This is a genomic window from Pseudoalteromonas sp. 31A1, from assembly GCF_011378815.1.
Taxonomy (GTDB): domain Bacteria; phylum Pseudomonadota; class Gammaproteobacteria; order Enterobacterales; family Alteromonadaceae; genus Pseudoalteromonas; species Pseudoalteromonas arctica.
The window spans coordinates 1-18130 of record NZ_WTKY01000007.1 but is presented as its reverse complement, the minus strand read 5'-3'; the positions used below and the strand labels follow the sequence as shown (position 1 = coordinate 18130).

Here is an 18130-nt window from a genome sequence, read left to right as displayed (position 1 = left end):
GCCCTTATCATTTAGTTATCACTTGAATCAAACAGACATTTGGCACCTATGAAAACGTCACTTAAAACACTTATTATCTCTTTTGTATTAGTAGTTTCACTTTTTGGCAAATTTGCTTTTGCTCAATCGAACCACGGTTATGCCGTTGATTTTCTCAAAGGCGAAGGTAACGTAAACGGCGTTAAGCTTGCGTATCAGTATCATGCACCTAGCATGCAAAATATAATTGGTGATGCACGCTTTTACTTTGAAACCAGCGTAAATATGTGGGAATACCGCCACGGCGATGAAACACAATCAAACCTAGTACTTGCTATGTCACCTGTGCTGCAATTTCCTGCCTTTAGTTTTAACAACACCCCATTTTATGTAGAAGCAGGGATTGGTGTATCACTGATTGATGAAACGCAGTTTGCCGGTAAAAACATAAGTACTCACTACCAGTTTGAAGACCGCATAGGCCTTGTTGCCGACTTTGGTCATACTAACGTTGCCCTTAGAGTTATTCACTATTCAAACGCAGGCTTTAAAGAGCCAAACCCAGGGCTTAACTTTTTAACGCTTTCGGTAGCTAGACGTTTTTAAGGTTATTGATTGTGTTTAAGGTTATTGATTGTTTTTAAAGTTATTGATTATGTTTTGAGTAATTTAATTGCTGTTATAGCGTAAAACGGTCACACTTAAACGTACTAAATATTAAGTGATACTGCGATGCAAACTTGGCATATTGTAATTATTGTCGCCGTTGTTTTTACTATTGTCATTGGTAATATTGCGCTGATTAAACTCTCTGCAAAAACGGAGTTTAAAAAGCCCAACGCCAATATTAAAAATACAACAGACACAAAAAAGCCCTGATTAATCAGGGCTTTTTTAATAATACCAATTCGCTTAATTATATTTTCGTTAATTTAGCCTACTAACCAATGCGCCATTAGCGCAATAACAGGTAAAGTAATTAGCGTTCGCAAAATAAATATAATAAACAACTCTAAAATATTTACCGGTATTTTACTGCCAAGTAAAAGTGCGCCCACCTCAGACATATAAATAAGCTGAGTTACACTCATTGCGGCAATAATAAAGCGCGTTACATCACTTTCAATTGTTCCTGCTGCTAATATTGACGGAATAAACATATCAGCAAAACCAACCATAATAGTTTGCGACGCTGCTGCCGCTTCGGGTACTTGTAATAACTCTAAAAATGGCACAAACGGCATACCTAAATACTGAAATATAGGCGTATGCTCAGCAATGATCAGTGCAAATGTACCTACCGCCATAACTACAGGCAATACACCAAACACCATATCAAGCGCGTTATGTAAGCCCTCTTTTATAGTACCTTTAACACCCGTTGAGTTATCTGCTTTAGCTAATGCAACATCTAACGAATGACCAAATAAGGTTTTATGACCCGGAATTGTTTCAGCGTCTCTATCTGGCTCAGTGCCATCAATCAGTAAGTCTTTTTTAAAGCGCAGTGGAGGTAATCGCGGCACAATAATAGCGGCAACAATACCGGCTAAACATACCGTTGCGTAAAACGGTGCAAATAGGTATTCAAGTTTAACTTGCCCAAGCACCACTAAACTAAACGTAATTGAAACCGCTGAAAACGTAGTACCAATAATAGCCGCTTCGCGTTGTGTATAGTGCTTTTGATCGTACTGCCTTGCAGTCATCAAAATACCCACACTACCATCACCTAACCACGATGCAGTACAGTCAACCGCGCTTCTACCAGGTACACCAAATACAGGGCGCATTACTTTAGTCATTAACGTACCAGCAAGCTCTAGTAGACCAAAGTTAATTAATAGCGGCAGTAATAAGCCCGCTAAAATAAATACCGAAAACAACACCGGCAATAAGTCATTTAATACCAGCGCGCCAGTATTGGCCGAGGTAATCATCTCGCTGCCTAGGCTTAAGTACGTCATTAAACCAAACGCCATACCAAATAAGCGCACCACCAGCCATGTCCAGCTCACATCAAATAAATGCTTTAACAAAGATGAGTTACATATAGCGGCGGGTTTAAACACTTTAGTAATTACAGAAATAACCCCTGTAATACAAATAATGAGAGTAATAATTGCTTGAGCAGAGCCAAGCATCATTGCTTGAACCGCTTTTGCCATAACGGCAATAGGAATGGTCATCCCTTGCGAGGTACTAATGGGTGTCATAAATAAAAACACACCAATTAACGAAGGAACCAAAAAAGTAAACCAAGTGCGCCACGTGTAGTGTGAACGATGAGGTAGCTGAGACATATTTATTAACCTATAAAAACCACAAAAAGAGCATAGCGCTCTTTTTGTGGTAAAACTTATTATTATTTAAATTTTAATGCCGCGCTGAATGAGTGCTGCTTCTAATGCTTGTTGTAAACCATTCATAGTACCTGGCTCAAGCGTTTCGCCTTTGTCATCCATCCACGTTAAGCTAGTACCGCCTTCTTTAGTTTTACTTACTAAAATTTGGTATTGGCCTTCATCAATAGGTAGTTGAGCTACGTCATCACCCCAAATTGAATCCCAAACACTTGTTTCTGGTTTAGTGTAATCAGCAGTAATTAAGCCCGTATCTGGGTTAATTTCAACAATAGTGAACGACAAGCGCTCTAAAAATCCAGAGAAACGGTCAAAAACAGCTTCGTAAGATTGCTCAGTTACAAGTGCTGCATTACCTTTGTTATCAAAGCCCATTTCAAGAGAAATAATACCTTGGCGTTTACGCATATCAACTTCAAGTTGACGGTAACGGTAATCAAACTCGCTCACTACTTGGTTAAGCGCACGTACTTCTAACTGCTGTTTTAACAAATCAGTTAGCGTATGGTCGCCTTTAAAATCAATCAGCTCTACACGTAAAGACGCAGTACGCTGATGTGACTTTTCTTCAATAGTGAATCTAAATTTTTCTAAGTCATCGTTAACTTCATCGCCCCACCACCAAAAACTTTCTTCCGTTTTGATAATTGAGTACCAATCAGTTTCAATAGTACCTAGTAGCTTGTCTTCTTTAGTGGTTGCTGCATTGTTATCAGCGAGGACTGATTGAATCGTGTCCCAAAGAAATTCATCTAAATCAGCAATGCCATCGTTTTTATCAAAATAAATACGCGCTTGTTTATCTGTCTCTTCTACCCAACTGCCTTTAGCAATTGTTAATACTTGTGCCGGTGGGCGGTAATTTGTAGCTTCAGGATTGTTGTCGTATTGACCTACATCCATTTTATAAACTGGGTCTTGAGCTGGTTGAGATAACGACGTTGGTGCTTTTACAGGCTCATGCGTACGATAGTTACGCTCATTATGTGCTTGATTAGTAAATACACTACATCCTGATAAACTTACCAATACACTTACTGCAAGTGCTTTTGGGATCCAATACTGCACAGATATTTCTCCTTAGCATACCCTTTAATTGTTTTAACAAATATATGAGTGGGTAATGCCGATTTGGTTCAGTGTAAAATCAATATTAACTTTACATTTATTATTTGGCTGCCTAAATGCAATAAAGTTCAGCACTTCAACTTAGCAATAAAACTAAGCGCAAATAAGCAAATTTTAGCTATGGTACTTTCCCGTGCCAGTAAAAACAAGAAACACCGTACTTTAAAAGCGCTTAATTAGCGTGTGCTGTAGTTTAGAGCCCTTTTTGTGTTAAACTTCGCCGCCGTGCAACTTCTCGTGTGTATTTTTGGTGTTGCCAACTCGGTTGATATAATCCAAGTAACAAGGTATTTGAACTCATGACTGCATTTTCAAATCATCAAATTGTTTTAACAGCGATTGGCGAAGACAGACCCGGTATTGTAAGTGAACTAACCCAACTCGTTAGCGATTGCCACTGCAACATTATTGACAGCCGTATTGCTATTTTAGGCTGCGAATTTACCTTCATAATGCTACTAAGCGGCGACATGTCGGCAATAAGCCGCATAGAGCACGTACTGCCAACTAAAGCCATGGAACTTGGCCTGCTAACCATGATGAAGCGTACAGCAAGTCATACTCCTGAGGAGTTTTGTGCAGGTTACACACTAGAATACACAGGCATAGACACCCCTGGCACATTGAGCAAAGTAACGCGCTTTTTTGCCGACAATAATATTAGTATTTGCTCACTTAAGTCAGACACTTATTCTCAAGAAGACAACATTAAAATGCGTTGTGAACTTGAATTCAACATACCTGTTGATGTAGATATAGATCAATTTAAAATTAGTTTTGAGAGCCTTTCTCACACGCTAAACGTAGATTATATTTTTAAACGAATTCGTTAAGGATGCTAAACATGAACACAATTAGTCCATTACAAGCAGGCGATACTGCACCCGCTTTTAGCCTACAAAACCAAAACGACGAAACAGTAACATTAAGCGAGCTGTTAAAAGAGCAACAAGTGCTTGTGTACTTTTACCCTAAAGCGTCAACGCCGGGCTGTACTGTACAAGCCGAAAACCTACGCGATGAGCAAGCACAGCTTGCTAAATTTAACACCCGCGTTGTAGGTATTAGCCCAGATCCAATTAAGCGCCTTAAAAACTTTGAAACTAAAAAAGAGCTTAATTTTGATTTATTAGCCGACGAAGACCACGCCATTGCAGAAGCATTTGGTGTATGGGGCTACAAAAAGTTTATGGGTAAAGAGTACGATGGTATTCATCGCCTAACGTTTTTAGTAGGCCAAGACGGTAAAATTAAACACCTATTTGATAAGTTTAAAACTAAAGATCATCATCAAGTGGTTTTGGATTATTTAGCAGCAGAATAAGTTAGCTATTAGCGAAATACAGAAAAGCGTTGCTCACGGGCAACGCTTTTTTTATGTTAGTTATTAAATATTTTAGTTAAAGTAGTAGCATGATGGAGGAATAAAGCAATAATTTTGATGCCTGAACTGAAAGTTTGATATTTTTATTTTAGAGCAGCGAGACAATCTTGAGCTACTGCACTCCTAGAATATTCAGTAAGGCTAGGCTCCGTTACTATGCGCTTTCAATATAGTCAGTTAGGTGAGTTTAATTAAAAATTACGCTACAATACTTTTTGGAAAAACTTTAATCTGAACACTGTGTGGTAACCAATTTCGTTAATTTTTGTAGCAAATATATTCATCGCATCGATGGGGGTTAGGAAATAATAATATGATTAAGTCTATATGGGTTGATAATTTTAAATCACTAGTTGACTTTAAGATCGACTTGGCAAAGTTCAACTGTGTTGTTGGGTTGAATGGCGCTGGTAAATCAACATTGCTTCAAGCACTAGATTTTGTCTCGCAACTAATGATTGGTGATATTGAGGAATGGCTAAAAATACGCCATTGGGATAGTTCAGAATTGAACTCAAAGCTAACTAAAAAAAGCAATATTGAATTCAAAGTTGTGTTAGATATTGATTCCTCAATCGTAGAGTGGTCAGGAGGTTTTAACCGCACTTCCCTTAGTTGCACTAAAGAAACAATTACGGAAAATGGGAATAGAATTCTTTTTGTTGAAGATGGAAGTTACGTATTCAATGGTAAACGACGTGAGATTAATTTTGAATACCAAGGTTCATTATTGTCTAGACTTAAAGAAAATGATCAATGGAAAATATTAAAGTCAGTAAAAGATGAAATACTTAACATTCGTTCCCTGGATCTCATAAGTCCTGAATTACTAAGGAGCCAAAGCCGATTATCTGAAGGTAAACTCGGGCTGGGGGGGGAAAAATTATCGGCTTTTATCCATGAGTCAGGCCCAAAAGCTAAAAGTAAGTTGACGCAAGAGCTGTGTGATGTTTATCCACAGCTAGATACTATTTTGACCAAATCTTTACGCTCTGGCTGGAAACAGCTTGAAATTAAAGAACATTATGGTGAACGAAAGTTAACCTCAGCTGCCAGACATGTTAATGATGGAATGTTAAGACTGATGGCTATACTTATTCAGTTAGAAATTGGTAATGCTTTCTTATTATTCGATGAAATTGAAAATGGAATAAATCCAGAGCTTATTGAGTATCTTATAGATCATCTTGTAAATACTGATGATCAGATTTTGGTTACAACGCATAGCCCAATGGTTTTGAATTTTATGGATGATGATGTAGCAAAAGAGGGTGTGAACTATCTATATAAAACAAATAATGGCTTTACACGTTCAATTAAGCTATTTGATATCCCCTCAATGGCTTCAAAGTTAGAATTTATGGGGCCAGGTGAAGCATTTATTGATACAGATCTGACCCAACTTTATAAAGAAATCGGCAAAATTCAATCATCGGAGGCATAGCATGTATTTGTTATTAAGCGGTGAAGGGGTTGGTGATATTGGTGTTTGCAAACTTCCTGCAGATCGCTGCGAACGAAATGATTTCAGTGAAGGTCCTATGACACTCATTATCGATCAATTGATAGGGATATTTTTGGGTTATGAGATGTCTCACCTTGAAACTGAACGTGTCAGCTATGTCTCTAAAGCTTACCTGAAAAGCAATAAGCTACCACCAATGAAAAAAGCAATGTCATTGAAAGGAAAAAAGAAACCTCCAGAAACGAAATATTATTTTGAGAATGCTCGAATTCTAGCCTCCATCGCTAAAACTAAAAGTATAGAGGTTGATGATAAAGTCGTTGCTATTTTATTTAGGGATTCTGATGGCACTGCGTCCGCAGGACGAGGTGATTGGGTGGATAAACGTAACTCTATGATTCAAGGGTTTAGAGCCGAGACTTTCGACTTGGGCGTGCCTATGGTACCTAAGCCAAAGTCTGAGGGATGGTTACTTTGCGCAACGAAAGATAATACATATAAAGATTGTGAAGCATTGGAAGATGAGTCTGGAAACGATGACTCAGGTAGAGAATCTCTAAAAGATCAACTTGCAGCTTCATTAGATGGAGATATAAATAGAGATAGCCTGAACAAACTGATTATTGAGAAGGTTATAGATATTGAAAAGATAGACATGTCTTCGTTCAATATTTTTAAAGAAGACCTTCAAAATGCAGTAGGTTTGGCAATAAAGAAATGAAGGTTTTAAAGTTGAAAGAACTATTAAACCAGAACTAATTTAACAACTAAGGAGAAACCATAGGGGTCAAATTTTGACTTCATACATCATAATTAATTAGCTATTTATATCCGCAGAAACTTAAATAATTTACTTTTCGGATGGCGCTTCGCTTATCCGACCTACGTTTTCAAATATATAATGCGGGGTTATTGGGGGCGTGGTATTGGAGGTTCGTTGGGTTTCGCTACGCTCTACCCAACATACGTGTTTAACTTAAATTTTTACGCAGACAAAAATGGCGTTGCCTGAGCGCTCTGCCCATGGGGTTATTTTGTCGTAGTCATGTTCAAATATGTGGATTTCGAAGTACGGCTTTAAGGCTTCTTTGAGCTCGGTATAACTAAAAGCCACCATTGGGTGCTCGTCGTGCCATACGAGTGTTTTGTCTGCGGTGGTTTTTTCTATATTGAGTTTTAATAACTGTTTACTGCCGCTGCCACTGTAGTGCCAACCAGAGCGAAATGTGAAGAAGCTATTTTCGCTTGTTGCGGTGTGCTCTACAAATGAATCGCTGTCGATTTTGTTTTTATCAACCGTGTTAAAACAAAATATTCCACCTACATTTAATGCGCTGTGTACGCTGGCAAGGCATTCTTTTAACTTATTAATACCGTCGCAGTAGTGGATTGAATACAAAAAGCAGGTAATTAAATCCAATTGCTCGGTTACTTTAAACTCACTCATATTTTGCAATGAAAATTGCGCTTCTGGGCAACGAATTTGTGCTTTATCGAGCATTGGCTGGTTTAAATCAAGCCCACTACTTTTATAGCCGTAATCAATAAAGTGGCGTACGTGCGGGCCGGTGCCACACGCTAAATCGAGATGGGTATTTGCGCCATTACCAAAAATTTGGTGCAGCCTGTGAATAGAATTGCTTTGGGCTTGATAATCTATATCTGCGCACATTAAGTCGTAGTAATCAGAAAGGTCGGTGTAGAGTGCATTTGCGGACATATAAGCCTAGTGGTAAGTAGTAGAATATTTTTAAGTCGCGCATAGTAAACTAATTAGCACAATTAACGAAGAAGATATGAGCTTTAGGGTAGATGTAATCTTAGGTTATAAAGTTCAGGCTATAAAGTACAGGGTTGTCGGATGGCGCTTTGCTTATACGGCCTGTGTATTTAAATATTATAGAGCGTTGTTATAAAACGGTGTGAAATTGGAGATTCGTTGGGTTTCGCTACGCTCTACCCAACCTACGTACTATAACTTTAAGCTACTCTTTAACTAATTCCTAAATACTTATGTACTTGTATTGATAGGCGCCAGTTTTTGGCAATGCAGGTGTCGATTGCTAATTTGGTTGCTGATACTTTTTGGCTTATTGGCTGTAAGTAAACAAGCTTTGGATTAACACCTGTTTTAGCAAATAATTCTTCTAGCTCTTCTACGTGCTTTTGCATAGCAACGGGGTGTTTAATTTCGTTTGCACGCTTCATGGTGCTGGTAAGTACTTCATAACCGCCGCGCATGTTGATTTTTGGCGATACCGTAACCCATGTTTGCTCTGGGGCAAGTATTTCAAACGTGCCGCTGGTTTCTATTTGTGTGCTAAAACCGTGTTCGTGTAATAAGTTACATACTGGGTTTAAATCGAACATGCATGGCTCGCCGCCGGTAATTACTACGTGCTTTGCAGTATAACCACGCGATTGAAATAACGCTAAAATTTGCTCTGCACTGGCGTTAGCCCAATGATCAGAGTCGGCTTTTTTTTCTACGGTTTCATCCAGCGATACTTTATATACATTATCAACATCCCACGTTTGCTTAGTGTCGCACCAAGAGCAGCCTACTGGGCAGCCTTGCAAACGTAAAAATATTGAGGGTGTGCCAGTAAAACTAGCTTCACCTTGAATGGTTTCAAACACTTCATTAATTTTGTACAAAAGAGATCTCACTTACTACCTAGCAGCCAAATTGCTACTATTAAAAAACCAAAAAGCGCTGTGCAAAAATTGTTATTTAAGCTGCGGGCGTGTAGTATATCGCGCCCTGATATAAACCTCTATTAAAACTAAGAGCAAAACAGATATGACGCAAAAAGTAGTTGTTATTTATTCCGGCGGTATGGACTCATTTACCGTATTAAATAAAGCCCTGCAACAAGGCCATGATGTATATGCCCTATCATTTGACTATGGTCAGCGTCATGTAAAAGAGCTTAAAGTGGCGGCAAGTGTGTGTGAAAAATTAAACGTTCCGCATAAGATTGTTGATATTTCGGCGATTAACCAACTTATTGGTGGCTCATCACTTACTGATGATATTGATGTACCTGAAGGCCATTACGAAGAAGAAAGCATGAAAAGTACGATTGTACCTAATCGTAATATGATTTTGCTCTCGCTTGCTGTTGGTTACGCGGTATCGCTTAAAGCTGGCCAAGTTTATTACGGCGCTCACTCTGGGGATCATGCTATTTACCCTGACTGCCGTCCTGAATTTGTGCAAAAAATGGATGATGTGTGTCGTATTGCTAACTACGACGCTGTAGAAATTTTTAGCCCATACTTAAACAATACTAAAATTGGTATTTTAACCGACGGTATTGAAATGGGATTAGATTACAGCCAAACGTGGACTTGTTATAACGGCCGTGAAAAGGCCTGTGGTAAATGTGGCGCGTGCCAAGAACGCCTTGAAGCATTTGCACTAAATAACATTACAGACCCGTTAGAATACGAATAAGCAGCAATTAATTAGTAATACAGTTGCTACAAACAAAAAAGGCTATCATCGATAGCCTTTTTTGTTTGTTTAATTTTAACGAATGGGTATAAATTACAACCAGCGCTTTACGCGCGCTTTGTAAGCCGTAAACTCTTCACCAAATAATTTAGTGAGCGCACGCTCCTCGGGTATTATTTGAAAAAACGTTAAATACGCAATAAAACCGATAATACATAAAAGTGCCCACAAGGAACTTAACCAAATACCCCACCCTGCTAAAATAAATGCAAAACCCACATACATAGGATTACGTGAGATTTTATAAATGCCACTGGTAATAAGTTTTGATGCTTGCTCTGGTTTATTAGGGTTTACAGTGGTGTTTGCTAGTTTAAAACTCACCACCCCTGCAATACAAAAAAAACACCCTATAATGACCAAACTTGCTGCTAGGTAGGTAATAAATACGGTGAAATCAATAACACTGTAATGCGCAATAAGCGCCATTATGCCTGCAAAAAACAGCACAACAATAACGGGAGGTATTTTATTATTTAACATGGCAACTCACTGTATTGGCTAAAATATGTTTATTATATGGTGACACTGACGTTATTAAACAATATCTAAAGTGTATAAATGATGAACACACTCAAAGCTGAGCTTAAGTGAACTATACAAATTAAGTTACAATTGTCAGCTTTATCAAAAGCGCTTAAAGGTTATACTTTAACCATAAACGAATAATAAAATGATAAGGAATGAGATTATGTCTGGAACTACGATGATTGTACTTATTGTACTAATTTCGGTTGGCTCAGGAGTGGTATACGATATGTATAAAAAGCATCTTGAGTTTAAGCATAAAATGCAAAACAACAACAGCGATGCTCACAAACAATTAGCTGAAACAAACGCACAAGTGCTTGCACTAAAAGAGCGTGTACAAACACTTGAGGCTATTGTTACTGATTCAAGCTTTAGCGTTAAAGATGAAATTAATAAGCTTTAAATTGTTATAAGTAATTTGGATATAAATGTGCATTTTCTGGCTGCTCAATGCCATGAGCAGCTAAAAACCCACCAATAGCTTGCCCGCAGCCCTGTGGTGCTCGCCCGCTGTCTATCTCAAAATTTAACTGGTTAGCATGTTGCTTACCCATAGAGCAAAGCCCTACAGTACTTGGCGAGCGCATAGCGATACTTAAGTTACCTATTTGTTCAACCACAACGTGCTTACTAAAGCGCGCAAAACCTTTGTACTTAAATTGCTCGTTTACGTAGTCATTACTTGTAGCTACCAATGCCGCAATTAAGCCATGTAAAAAACTATTAGCAGATGAGTCTGCTGTTAAAAACGAAATAGTTTTGTTATTAAACTCGCTAAGTTGGCAATCTTCACACAAAAGCTCAACGGTATATAAATGTTGTTCTGCTATTTGCTGCTGGCTTTTAAGCTCAATACTTTTTCCTGCAAATACAATGCGTTTAAGCACTTCATCAACTTGGCTTTCAACACTTGCGCTTTTAACAAGCTCAGGGTTTTGCGCCATAACAGGTAAGTCGTGATGGTTATTAAATGGCGTGCTTGTTGCGCCGCTTTGCGTTAACTGAAATAGCTCTCTTACTTCATGCTCACGCGCTACTTTTAACGCTAAAAATGCAGTTTGAATAAGCTCTGAAGTAGGTAAGTTTTCCTCTACTATCCAGCGCCTGCCAAATAATAGCTTTTTGGCTTTACCTTCATTTATAGATGCACTTTTTTGATAGTTATCTGGGCTCAGCACTGCTACTTGCAGGTAAATTTCTTCACCTTTTTGTGCAGCAAGCACTCTAAAGTGAGCCGAAAATTCTATACTATCAAGCACTTCGTTTACGCTTTCAAGCGTGTGCTTGTAACGTAAAAAATGTTGTGGCACTACCCAGCTACTATTAGCCAATTGCACAAGGGGTGCATAAGAAATAGGTTGCTCGTAACTGTGTTGCCATTTTTGCTCATTGCTAAGCAAATGATTAATGTGACTCTTGTTATCTGACATAAATAAACCAAATAAACTCGCGTTGTGCGATATAAACTATGAACACATTACGTCGTCAATGTCGTAATTAGATCACATGTACGCCCTACTTTCGGGCTTTTTTAACTATCGGTGAGTTCTTGATAGTCTGTTATAACTTTTTGATAGTATGGCTTATCTTTATTGAGCATTTTATTATAATGATTTATGAGTTGCCGTTGGTACATAGCGTGCTCTCTACTCGCAAAGTCCCACATATTATTACCGGTATGACTAATCTCATTATTGCTACTAAAGCTCACTTCAATCACTTCATAAAAACGTTTGTTGTCGTAAACTATTTGCTCACTTACAAGCCCTAAACCTAATTGCTTTAAACCGACTCGCAACTTATAAGTGTGATGCACTGGGCATAAAATAAACCGAACATTATTTAAATGCTCACTTACGTTATTAGCAGTAATTTGTTGTATTAAACTTAACAACAGCTCACCGCCAACACCCGCTATTACAACTACTTGGCTTTTACTTTGAGCAATTTCAATTTTGCCTACATCCTGACATAAGACCTGCCACTGCGGATTTTTATTACAGGTTTTTTGTAATTTATTAATAGATGATAATTGCGTTTCTAGGTCGTTCATTAAAGTGGCGACTATATCTACAAAAATAACCTGGTTTGCAGCTGCGCGTTTTAATAGCGCCATGCCTAAATAACCATGGTCGCAGCAGCAATCCCAAATAATATCGTGATGCTGCGAAATTAATGTATCAATGGCAGTTAGGCGTTTGCTGAGCTTCATTTAATCAGCAGATTGTGACGTTTTGTAGATAAGTGCTTTTAAGCTTCTGTCGCTGTCTACTTCAATAAAACGCTCGGTAGGGGCTAGGCGCTCAACAAATTCAATTGCGCCTTGGGTGTGCTCGTTTATTAACGCCTTAAACGCCTCTTCGCTAAGCTCTGGGCTATTAGCACATAATAACAATTGTGTGGTATCGCAAAGTAGCTCTGGCAACCTGCGCAGCACTTTTTGATAGTCTTTAGTTAAAATAAAGCTGCCTTTTTGAAAGCTTGGCGGATCAACTATTATTAAGTCAAACGGGGCTGCTTTTTTTAGTTTTCCAAACGACTTTAAAATATCGTGAGGTAAAAAACTTACGCCACGCTCAAAACCGTTTAGTTGATGGTTTTGCTTACCGACTTTAAGAACACCTTTGCTCATATCCATGTTCATTACATGATCTGCCCCGCCTTGCATGGCTGCAAGCGAAAACCCACATGTATACGAAAATAAGTTAAGCACTTTGCCATGCTTACTATTGGCCATTACAAACTCACGGCCGCTGCGCATATCGGGAAATATTCCGGTATTTTGACGGCTCTGTAAATCAACCAAAAAACGAATGCCGTTTTCGGTTACAACATGCGGGTTAGGTAATTGCCCATAAACCACAGTGTTTTGGCTTTGTACGCCAGCGCGTTGCTGATACACAAGTGAGCTAATAAGCTCTGGCTGGTTTTTTTGTGCCCACTGCCACACAACATCGGTAAGCTCGCTTAGTGTTTGTTCGTAAATTTCGTCGTACGAAACCAAAAACAAACTAGGCGGATAAAAGTCTAAATTAATATGACTTAACGCCTCAACACTATGGCCACGGCCATGAAAAACACGGCACAGTTCATTTTTTAAAATTGGCGCATCTTCAAGCGCAGTAATAAGAGGAGTAAAGTTTGCTGTCATTTTTAATTAATCAACTGTTGTTGTAGTTCATGTATTTCATCGCGAACAGAGCCCGCTTTTTCAAATTCTAGATCGCTTGCGTATGCATGCATTTTGGTTTCAAGCTGCTTAATTTGCACTGTAATTTCTTTCGCACTAAGTACCTTTTTAGAGTCTTTACGAACAAGTCTAAGGTTATCTTTAGGGCCGGCTTCTTCGCCTACATCCATCGCATCAAGAATCTTTTTGGCTAGTGAATGCGGTTCAATACCGTGTTCAATATTATAAGCATGCTGAATTTCGCGTCTGCGCGCTGTTTCGTCCATGGCCTTAGCCATCGATTTTGTGATTCTGTCGCCATATAAAATAGCGCGACCATCTAAGTGACGTGCAGCACGACCAATGGTTTGAATAATTGAACGCGCTGAGCGTAAAAAACCTTCTTTATCGGCATCAAGTATGGCTACTAGCGCCACTTCTGGCATATCTAGGCCTTCTCGAAGTAAGTTAATACCCACTAACACATCAAACACGCCCGCACGTAAATCACGAATAATTTCAACGCGCTCAACCGTGTCTATGTCTGAATGTAGGTAACGCACTTTTACGTCGTGCTCACTTAGGTAATCGGTTAAATCCTCCGACATACGTTTGGTCAAAGTGGTTACAAGTACACGCTCGCCCTTCTCTACACTTTTATAAATTTCTGAAAGTAAGTCATCAACCTGATCGCCCACTGGGCGCACTTCAATAAGTGGATCGAGCAAGCCTGTTGGACGAATTACTTGCTCTGCGATTGCGCCCACACAACGCTCTAATTCAAAATCACCAGGTGTAGCCGATACATAAATTGTTTGTGGTGAAATAGCTTCAAATTCTTCAAAGCGCAGCGGCCTGTTGTCCATTGCTGAGGGCATTCTGAAGCCATATTCAACTAAGTTTTCTTTTCGGCTTCTGTCGCCTTTATACATAGCCCCAATTTGCGATACGGTTACGTGCGATTCATCAATAATCATCAATGCATCGTCTGGGAGGTAATCAAGTAATGTGGGCGGCGGATCGCCCGGCGTACGGCCCGATAAATAGCGGCTGTAGTTTTCTATACCAGAGCAATAACCTAGCTCTCGCATCATTTCTATATCGTATTGCGTACGCTGCGTTACGCGTTGCTCTTCTACTAATTTATTAGCGCTGAGTAACTGGGCTCTTCGATCTTTTAGTTCTTCTTGTATTTTATCGATAGCACCGAGTATTTTTTCACGCGGGGTAACATAGTGTGTTTTTGGATAGATAGTGGTGCGTATTATATGCTTTTCGACGGCGCCGGTAAGCGGGTCAAAAATACTTAAGCGCTCTATTTCGTCATCAAACATTTCTACGCGAATTGCGAAGGTGCTAGATTCTGCAGGAAATATATCAACCACTTCACCACGAACACGATATGTACCACGGCTAAAATCTATATCGTTGCGGGTGTATTGTATTTCAGCTAGGCGACGTAGCATGTCGCGTTGGTCTACTTTTTCGCCCACTTTTAAAAGTAGCATCATTTTCATGTATGATTTAGGGTCGCCCAAACCATAAATAGCCGATACCGACGCCACAATAATAGTGTCGCGACGCTCAAGCAGTGCTTTGGTCGCACTTAAACGCATTTGTTCTATATGCTCGTTTATCGAGGCATCTTTTTCAATAAATGTGTCGCTAGATACAACATAGGCTTCTGGCTGGTAGTAATCGTAATACGATACAAAATACTCAACCGCATTTTTAGGGAAAAACTCTTTCATTTCCCCATATAGCTGCGCGGCAAGCGTTTTATTGTGCGCCATTATTATTGTTGGACGGTTTAAATCGTTAATAATATTAGCCATGGTAAAGGTTTTACCTGTACCGGTGGCACCTAATAAAGTTTGGTGTGCAAGGCCTGCTTCTAATCCTTCGCATAGCTGCTTAATCGCTGTGGGCTGATCGCCTGCTGGTTTAAAATGTGATTTTAACTGAAAATGGTCGCTCAATTATTGCACTCCTGTAACGATTCGCCGCTCAGCGCTTCTAGTTTTTTCATAAACCATTTGTATGCCACTATTGCTGTAAATAAGTTACCTAAAGCAGCGCCAATAAATAGCCCTAATAATCCGGCTATTTCGTTGCCTACATAAGCAAATGGTACATAAAATATGAATAACCGAATGACACTTAATACCAATGCGTACATTGGTTTGTGTAAAGCATTAAACGATGAATTTGATAATATGATCACCCCTTGTAAGCCATAACTTAGCGGGATGGTATAAATAAAGAGTTTAATTACATCTATTACGGCTTGTTCTTTACCAAATAATTGGCTTATAACACCTGAAAATGCAATGAGTAATACGTAAATGGCAAATTGCCATACCATTACAAATTTTAGTGTGCCGGTATACGCTTCTTTAACGCGGCATAATTTGCCAGCGCCAAAGTTTTGGCTAACAAATGGCGGTAATGTCATCGATAGTGCAAGCACTAATATACTTGCAATAGATTCTATTCGACTTCCCACTCCAAATGCAGCTACGGCCTCTGGCCCGTGATGCGCAACCATAGCGGTCATTACGGCCATTGCAACCGGTGTAAGCATGTTTGCGCCGGCAGCAGGCAAACCAATTTTTAATATTTTACGAATAGCGCCCGTCACTGTTTGCTTGCCTGCTTTTAGGCTCAACAAGCGTTTTTTAACCGCTAATATATATAAAATAATAACCACAGCAACCGACCATGCAATAACGCTTGCTATGGCCGCGCCTTGAATACCTAACGCTGGTACTGGCCCAAAACCAAATATCAATATAGGGTCGAGTACGGCGTTTATGAGCCCTGCTCCACCCATTACTATACTTGGCGTTTTTGTATCGCCACTGGCGCGCAGTACCGAGTTACCAATCATTGGAGTTATTAAAAATACACTACCGATAAACCATATATTCATGTATTCGTGTATTAACGGCAATACTTGTGCGCCCGCTCCTAGCAAAGTAAATATGGGGTCAATCAGTAAATACCCAACAGATGACAACACAATAACCAGAACCACACCAACCATTAAAGAAATACTGGCGTCAAAACGCGCTTCATCTATTTTATTACTACCGAGCGCTTTTGCTATTACCGCCGATGTACCGATCCCCAGCCCTATTGCTAAGCTAATAACGGTAAAGGTAACCGGAAATGTAAAGCTCACCGCTGCAAGCGGCTCAGTGCCTAGTAAGCTTATAAAGAATGTATCGACAATATTGAACATCATTAGCGTGATCATGCCGAATATCATCGGGATGGTCATCGTCTTTAATGTGGGCAAGATGGGATCGTTTAGTAAATCTGGGCGAGTCTGGGATTTTGAAATTGCGCGCATGAAATAAATAGGCCTCTTTTACTGAACGAATCATTTTAAAGCATCAAGGCAGTTCAAGCCACGGATTTATCACTACAATTGAAGTAATTAAAGAAGTAAAGATTCGAAAAAATAGTAAAACTTAGTTTTTGCATCTTTTTGTTAAAATAGAGCCTAAACACACCAAAAACCAATTAAAACACATTTTTATAACTTTTATTACAAACAAGCTGTGTTATCTGGTGCTTTTTTACACAAAGGCATGACTTGATTTATCGTTACGAAAAAATTCACTCATCGAGTTACACCCTTTAGCCATAAAAACATAACCGACTGTTTTTAAACAAATTAAAAATAGTGATTTAAAAGCTTGAAATCGTTGTAGCACCCTAAACCATTGGTGCCGATGATGTTCTTAAAGTTTCATAAACAGAGTTATCCACAGAAACCGTGGATAACTCATTCAAACCCGCATTTATAAAGGCTTTGAGAGAGCCTCCATTTTCAGTGATATCCAACCAATTGACCATTTGTTAATTGTGGCATTTTTATAAACTCACGCTAAAAACTGTAGCTCACCAATTTTTCTTCTTAACATAGTTGTACGTTAGGTATAAAAAAACGTTTAATACAAAGTTAAGTTATTGATTGCTCTATTTTTGAACGGATAAAAAAATACTCATTTTATACATAGTGATTAGATCACAATTTAGATCAAAAAATATTTCTGTGAATATACGCATAGATATATTTTTAGAAAATTAAAACAAAAACGAATTAAATACGAGAAATATCGCTAAGTAAAAAATGAGTTTTTATGTTTTTGAGTTGTTTTTTAATAACAAGCCACTTTAATACCGTGTTTAATTTAACCAATTTGAAGGCTCAGCAATAATAAAAGTCACATTGTTATTCTTAAATTTTTAAAAAAGTAACTTTAATAGAGCTATAAAACACGCAGATCGAACACAAAAACAACGAATAAACCTCTTTTTTCAATTTATGACTTTTATATGTTGACACTTTGCGGCGCGGTCATTAATATTTCGCCCCGTTGAAAGGCAAGACGCTTCCCCCTTAGCTCAGTTGGTTAGAGCGACGGACTGTTAATCCGCAGGTCCCCCGTTCGAGTCGGGGAGGGGGAGCCAAGTTTTTCAACCATAAACGATTCCCCCTTAGCTCAGTTGGTTAGAGCGACGGACTGTTAATCCGCAGGTCCCCCGTTCGAGTCGGGGAGGGGGAGCCAAGTTTATGTTT

General features: G+C 39.0%; 18 protein-coding genes and 2 tRNA genes. 10 read left to right on the top strand and 10 right to left on the bottom strand.

Annotated elements, in window-relative coordinates:
• Positions 1 to 48: 48 nt before the first annotated feature.
• Positions 49 to 585: an acyloxyacyl hydrolase gene (locus GQR52_RS08900; RefSeq protein ID WP_165728195.1), complete on the top strand. Its 537-nt coding sequence runs from the start codon at positions 49 to 51 to the stop codon at positions 583 to 585.
• Positions 586 to 711: 126 nt separating this feature from the next.
• Positions 712 to 858: a DUF2897 family protein gene (locus GQR52_RS08895; RefSeq protein WP_165728194.1), complete on the top strand. Its 147-nt coding sequence runs from the start codon at positions 712 to 714 to the stop codon at positions 856 to 858.
• Between the two features lie 53 nt (positions 859 to 911).
• Here the strand turns inward: GQR52_RS08895 and GQR52_RS08890 are convergent, their stop codons facing one another.
• Entirely contained in the window at positions 912 to 2282 is a 1371-nt protein-coding gene (locus GQR52_RS08890) for a YjiH family protein (RefSeq protein WP_165728193.1), read from the bottom strand.
• Between the two features lie 66 nt (positions 2283 to 2348).
• Positions 2349 to 3410 carry an outer membrane protein assembly factor BamC gene (gene bamC, locus GQR52_RS08885; protein WP_165728192.1) on the bottom strand — a complete coding sequence of 354 codons (1062 nt, stop codon included), beginning with the start codon at positions 3408 to 3410 and terminating at the stop codon, positions 2349 to 2351.
• Positions 3411 to 3769: 359 nt separating this feature from the next.
• Between bamC and GQR52_RS08880 the strand changes: the two genes are divergently transcribed.
• From GQR52_RS08880 to GQR52_RS08865, 4 genes are all read left to right on the top strand, one after another.
• The gene (locus tag GQR52_RS08880; RefSeq protein WP_149591933.1) at positions 3770 to 4303 is read left to right on the top strand and encodes an ACT domain-containing protein; all 534 of its coding nucleotides are present in this window, start codon (positions 3770 to 3772) and stop codon (positions 4301 to 4303) included.
• An 11-nt stretch (positions 4304 to 4314) separates the two neighbouring features.
• Positions 4315 to 4794 (top strand): thioredoxin-dependent thiol peroxidase, encoded by a 480-nt coding sequence (gene bcp, locus GQR52_RS08875; protein ID WP_002963124.1) that lies wholly within the window; start codon positions 4315 to 4317, stop codon positions 4792 to 4794.
• A 373-nt stretch (positions 4795 to 5167) separates the two neighbouring features.
• A complete protein-coding gene (locus GQR52_RS08870) occupies positions 5168 to 6298 on the top strand; it encodes an ATP-binding protein (RefSeq protein ID WP_165728191.1) in 1131 nt (376 codons plus the stop codon).
• Between the two features lies 1 nt (position 6299).
• Positions 6300 to 7040 (top strand): hypothetical protein, encoded by a 741-nt coding sequence (locus GQR52_RS08865; protein WP_165728190.1) that lies wholly within the window; start codon positions 6300 to 6302, stop codon positions 7038 to 7040.
• 255 nt (positions 7041 to 7295) lie between these two features.
• Here the strand turns inward: GQR52_RS08865 and GQR52_RS08860 are convergent, their stop codons facing one another.
• Both GQR52_RS08860 and queE read right to left on the bottom strand, forming a co-directional pair.
• Entirely contained in the window at positions 7296 to 8039 is a 744-nt protein-coding gene (locus tag GQR52_RS08860) for a class I SAM-dependent methyltransferase (RefSeq protein ID WP_165728189.1), read from the bottom strand.
• A 272-nt stretch (positions 8040 to 8311) separates the two neighbouring features.
• Positions 8312 to 8977, bottom strand: coding sequence for a 7-carboxy-7-deazaguanine synthase QueE (queE, locus tag GQR52_RS08855; protein WP_002960417.1), 666 nt, complete (start codon positions 8975 to 8977; stop codon positions 8312 to 8314).
• 145 nt (positions 8978 to 9122) lie between these two features.
• Here queE and queC point away from each other — a divergent pair, with 145 nt between their 5' ends.
• Positions 9123 to 9779, top strand: a complete 657-nt coding sequence (gene queC, locus GQR52_RS08850; protein ID WP_007583902.1) for a 7-cyano-7-deazaguanine synthase QueC — start codon at positions 9123 to 9125, stop codon at positions 9777 to 9779.
• Positions 9780 to 9872: 93 nt separating this feature from the next.
• On the opposite strand, the gene GQR52_RS08845 is transcribed toward queC, so the two are convergent.
• Positions 9873 to 10322: an isoprenylcysteine carboxylmethyltransferase family protein gene (locus tag GQR52_RS08845; protein ID WP_165728188.1), complete on the bottom strand. Its 450-nt coding sequence runs from the start codon at positions 10320 to 10322 to the stop codon at positions 9873 to 9875.
• A 208-nt stretch (positions 10323 to 10530) separates the two neighbouring features.
• On the opposite strand from GQR52_RS08845, the gene GQR52_RS08840 reads away from it, so the two are divergent.
• Entirely contained in the window at positions 10531 to 10773 is a 243-nt protein-coding gene (locus GQR52_RS08840; RefSeq protein WP_007583900.1) for a hypothetical protein, read from the top strand.
• A 4-nt stretch (positions 10774 to 10777) separates the two neighbouring features.
• Here the strand turns inward: GQR52_RS08840 and GQR52_RS08835 are convergent, their stop codons facing one another.
• The 5 genes from GQR52_RS08835 to GQR52_RS08815 all read right to left on the bottom strand — a co-directional run bounded on the left by GQR52_RS08835 (position 10778) and on the right by GQR52_RS08815 (position 16894).
• A complete protein-coding gene (locus tag GQR52_RS08835) occupies positions 10778 to 11800 on the bottom strand; it encodes a hypothetical protein (RefSeq protein ID WP_165728187.1) in 1023 nt (340 codons plus the stop codon).
• 101 nt (positions 11801 to 11901) lie between these two features.
• Entirely contained in the window at positions 11902 to 12582 is a 681-nt protein-coding gene (locus GQR52_RS08830; RefSeq protein WP_165728186.1) for a tRNA (adenine(22)-N(1))-methyltransferase TrmK, read from the bottom strand.
• Complete coding sequence (locus GQR52_RS08825; protein ID WP_165728185.1) at positions 12583 to 13521, bottom strand: class I SAM-dependent methyltransferase; 939 nt, start codon at positions 13519 to 13521, stop codon at positions 12583 to 12585.
• 2 nt (positions 13522 to 13523) lie between these two features.
• The gene (uvrB, locus tag GQR52_RS08820; RefSeq protein WP_165728184.1) at positions 13524 to 15518 is read right to left on the bottom strand and encodes an excinuclease ABC subunit UvrB; all 1995 of its coding nucleotides are present in this window, start codon (positions 15516 to 15518) and stop codon (positions 13524 to 13526) included.
• Positions 15515 to 16894 (bottom strand): MATE family efflux transporter, encoded by a 1380-nt coding sequence (locus GQR52_RS08815; RefSeq protein ID WP_024591018.1) that lies wholly within the window; start codon positions 16892 to 16894, stop codon positions 15515 to 15517. The genes uvrB and GQR52_RS08815 overlap by 4 nt, the downstream gene beginning before the upstream one ends.
• A gap of 1050 nt (positions 16895 to 17944) precedes the next feature.
• On the opposite strand from GQR52_RS08815, the gene GQR52_RS08810 reads away from it, so the two are divergent.
• Positions 17945 to 18021: transfer RNA gene (locus GQR52_RS08810), tRNA-Asn, on the top strand.
• A 21-nt stretch (positions 18022 to 18042) separates the two neighbouring features.
• Positions 18043 to 18119, top strand: a tRNA-Asn gene (locus GQR52_RS08805).
• Positions 18120 to 18130 lie beyond the last annotated feature (11 nt).

What these genes read in the sequence shown, in the direction of transcription:
- GQR52_RS08900 (WP_165728195.1), top strand. Translation starts at nt 49, where the DNA reads ATGAAAACGTCACTTAAAACACTTATTATCTCTTTTGTATTAGTAGTT.
- GQR52_RS08895 (WP_165728194.1), top strand. Translation starts at nt 712, where the DNA reads ATGCAAACTTGGCATATTGTAATTATTGTCGCCGTTGTTTTTACTATT.
- GQR52_RS08890 (WP_165728193.1), bottom strand. Translation starts at nt 2,282, where the DNA reads ATGTCTCAGCTACCTCATCGTTCACACTACACGTGGCGCACTTGGTTT.
- GQR52_RS08880 (WP_149591933.1), top strand. Translation starts at nt 3,770, where the DNA reads ATGACTGCATTTTCAAATCATCAAATTGTTTTAACAGCGATTGGCGAA.
- bcp (WP_002963124.1), top strand. Translation starts at nt 4,315, where the DNA reads ATGAACACAATTAGTCCATTACAAGCAGGCGATACTGCACCCGCTTTT.
- GQR52_RS08870 (WP_165728191.1), top strand. Translation starts at nt 5,168, where the DNA reads ATGATTAAGTCTATATGGGTTGATAATTTTAAATCACTAGTTGACTTT.
- GQR52_RS08865 (WP_165728190.1), top strand. Translation starts at nt 6,300, where the DNA reads ATGTATTTGTTATTAAGCGGTGAAGGGGTTGGTGATATTGGTGTTTGC.
- GQR52_RS08860 (WP_165728189.1), bottom strand. Translation starts at nt 8,039, where the DNA reads ATGTCCGCAAATGCACTCTACACCGACCTTTCTGATTACTACGACTTA.
- queC (WP_007583902.1), top strand. Translation starts at nt 9,123, where the DNA reads ATGACGCAAAAAGTAGTTGTTATTTATTCCGGCGGTATGGACTCATTT.
- GQR52_RS08845 (WP_165728188.1), bottom strand. Translation starts at nt 10,322, where the DNA reads ATGTTAAATAATAAAATACCTCCCGTTATTGTTGTGCTGTTTTTTGCA.
- GQR52_RS08840 (WP_007583900.1), top strand. Translation starts at nt 10,531, where the DNA reads ATGTCTGGAACTACGATGATTGTACTTATTGTACTAATTTCGGTTGGC.
- GQR52_RS08835 (WP_165728187.1), bottom strand. Translation starts at nt 11,800, where the DNA reads ATGTCAGATAACAAGAGTCACATTAATCATTTGCTTAGCAATGAGCAA.
- GQR52_RS08830 (WP_165728186.1), bottom strand. Translation starts at nt 12,582, where the DNA reads ATGAAGCTCAGCAAACGCCTAACTGCCATTGATACATTAATTTCGCAG.
- GQR52_RS08825 (WP_165728185.1), bottom strand. Translation starts at nt 13,521, where the DNA reads ATGACAGCAAACTTTACTCCTCTTATTACTGCGCTTGAAGATGCGCCA.
- GQR52_RS08815 (WP_024591018.1), bottom strand. Translation starts at nt 16,894, where the DNA reads ATGCGCGCAATTTCAAAATCCCAGACTCGCCCAGATTTACTAAACGAT.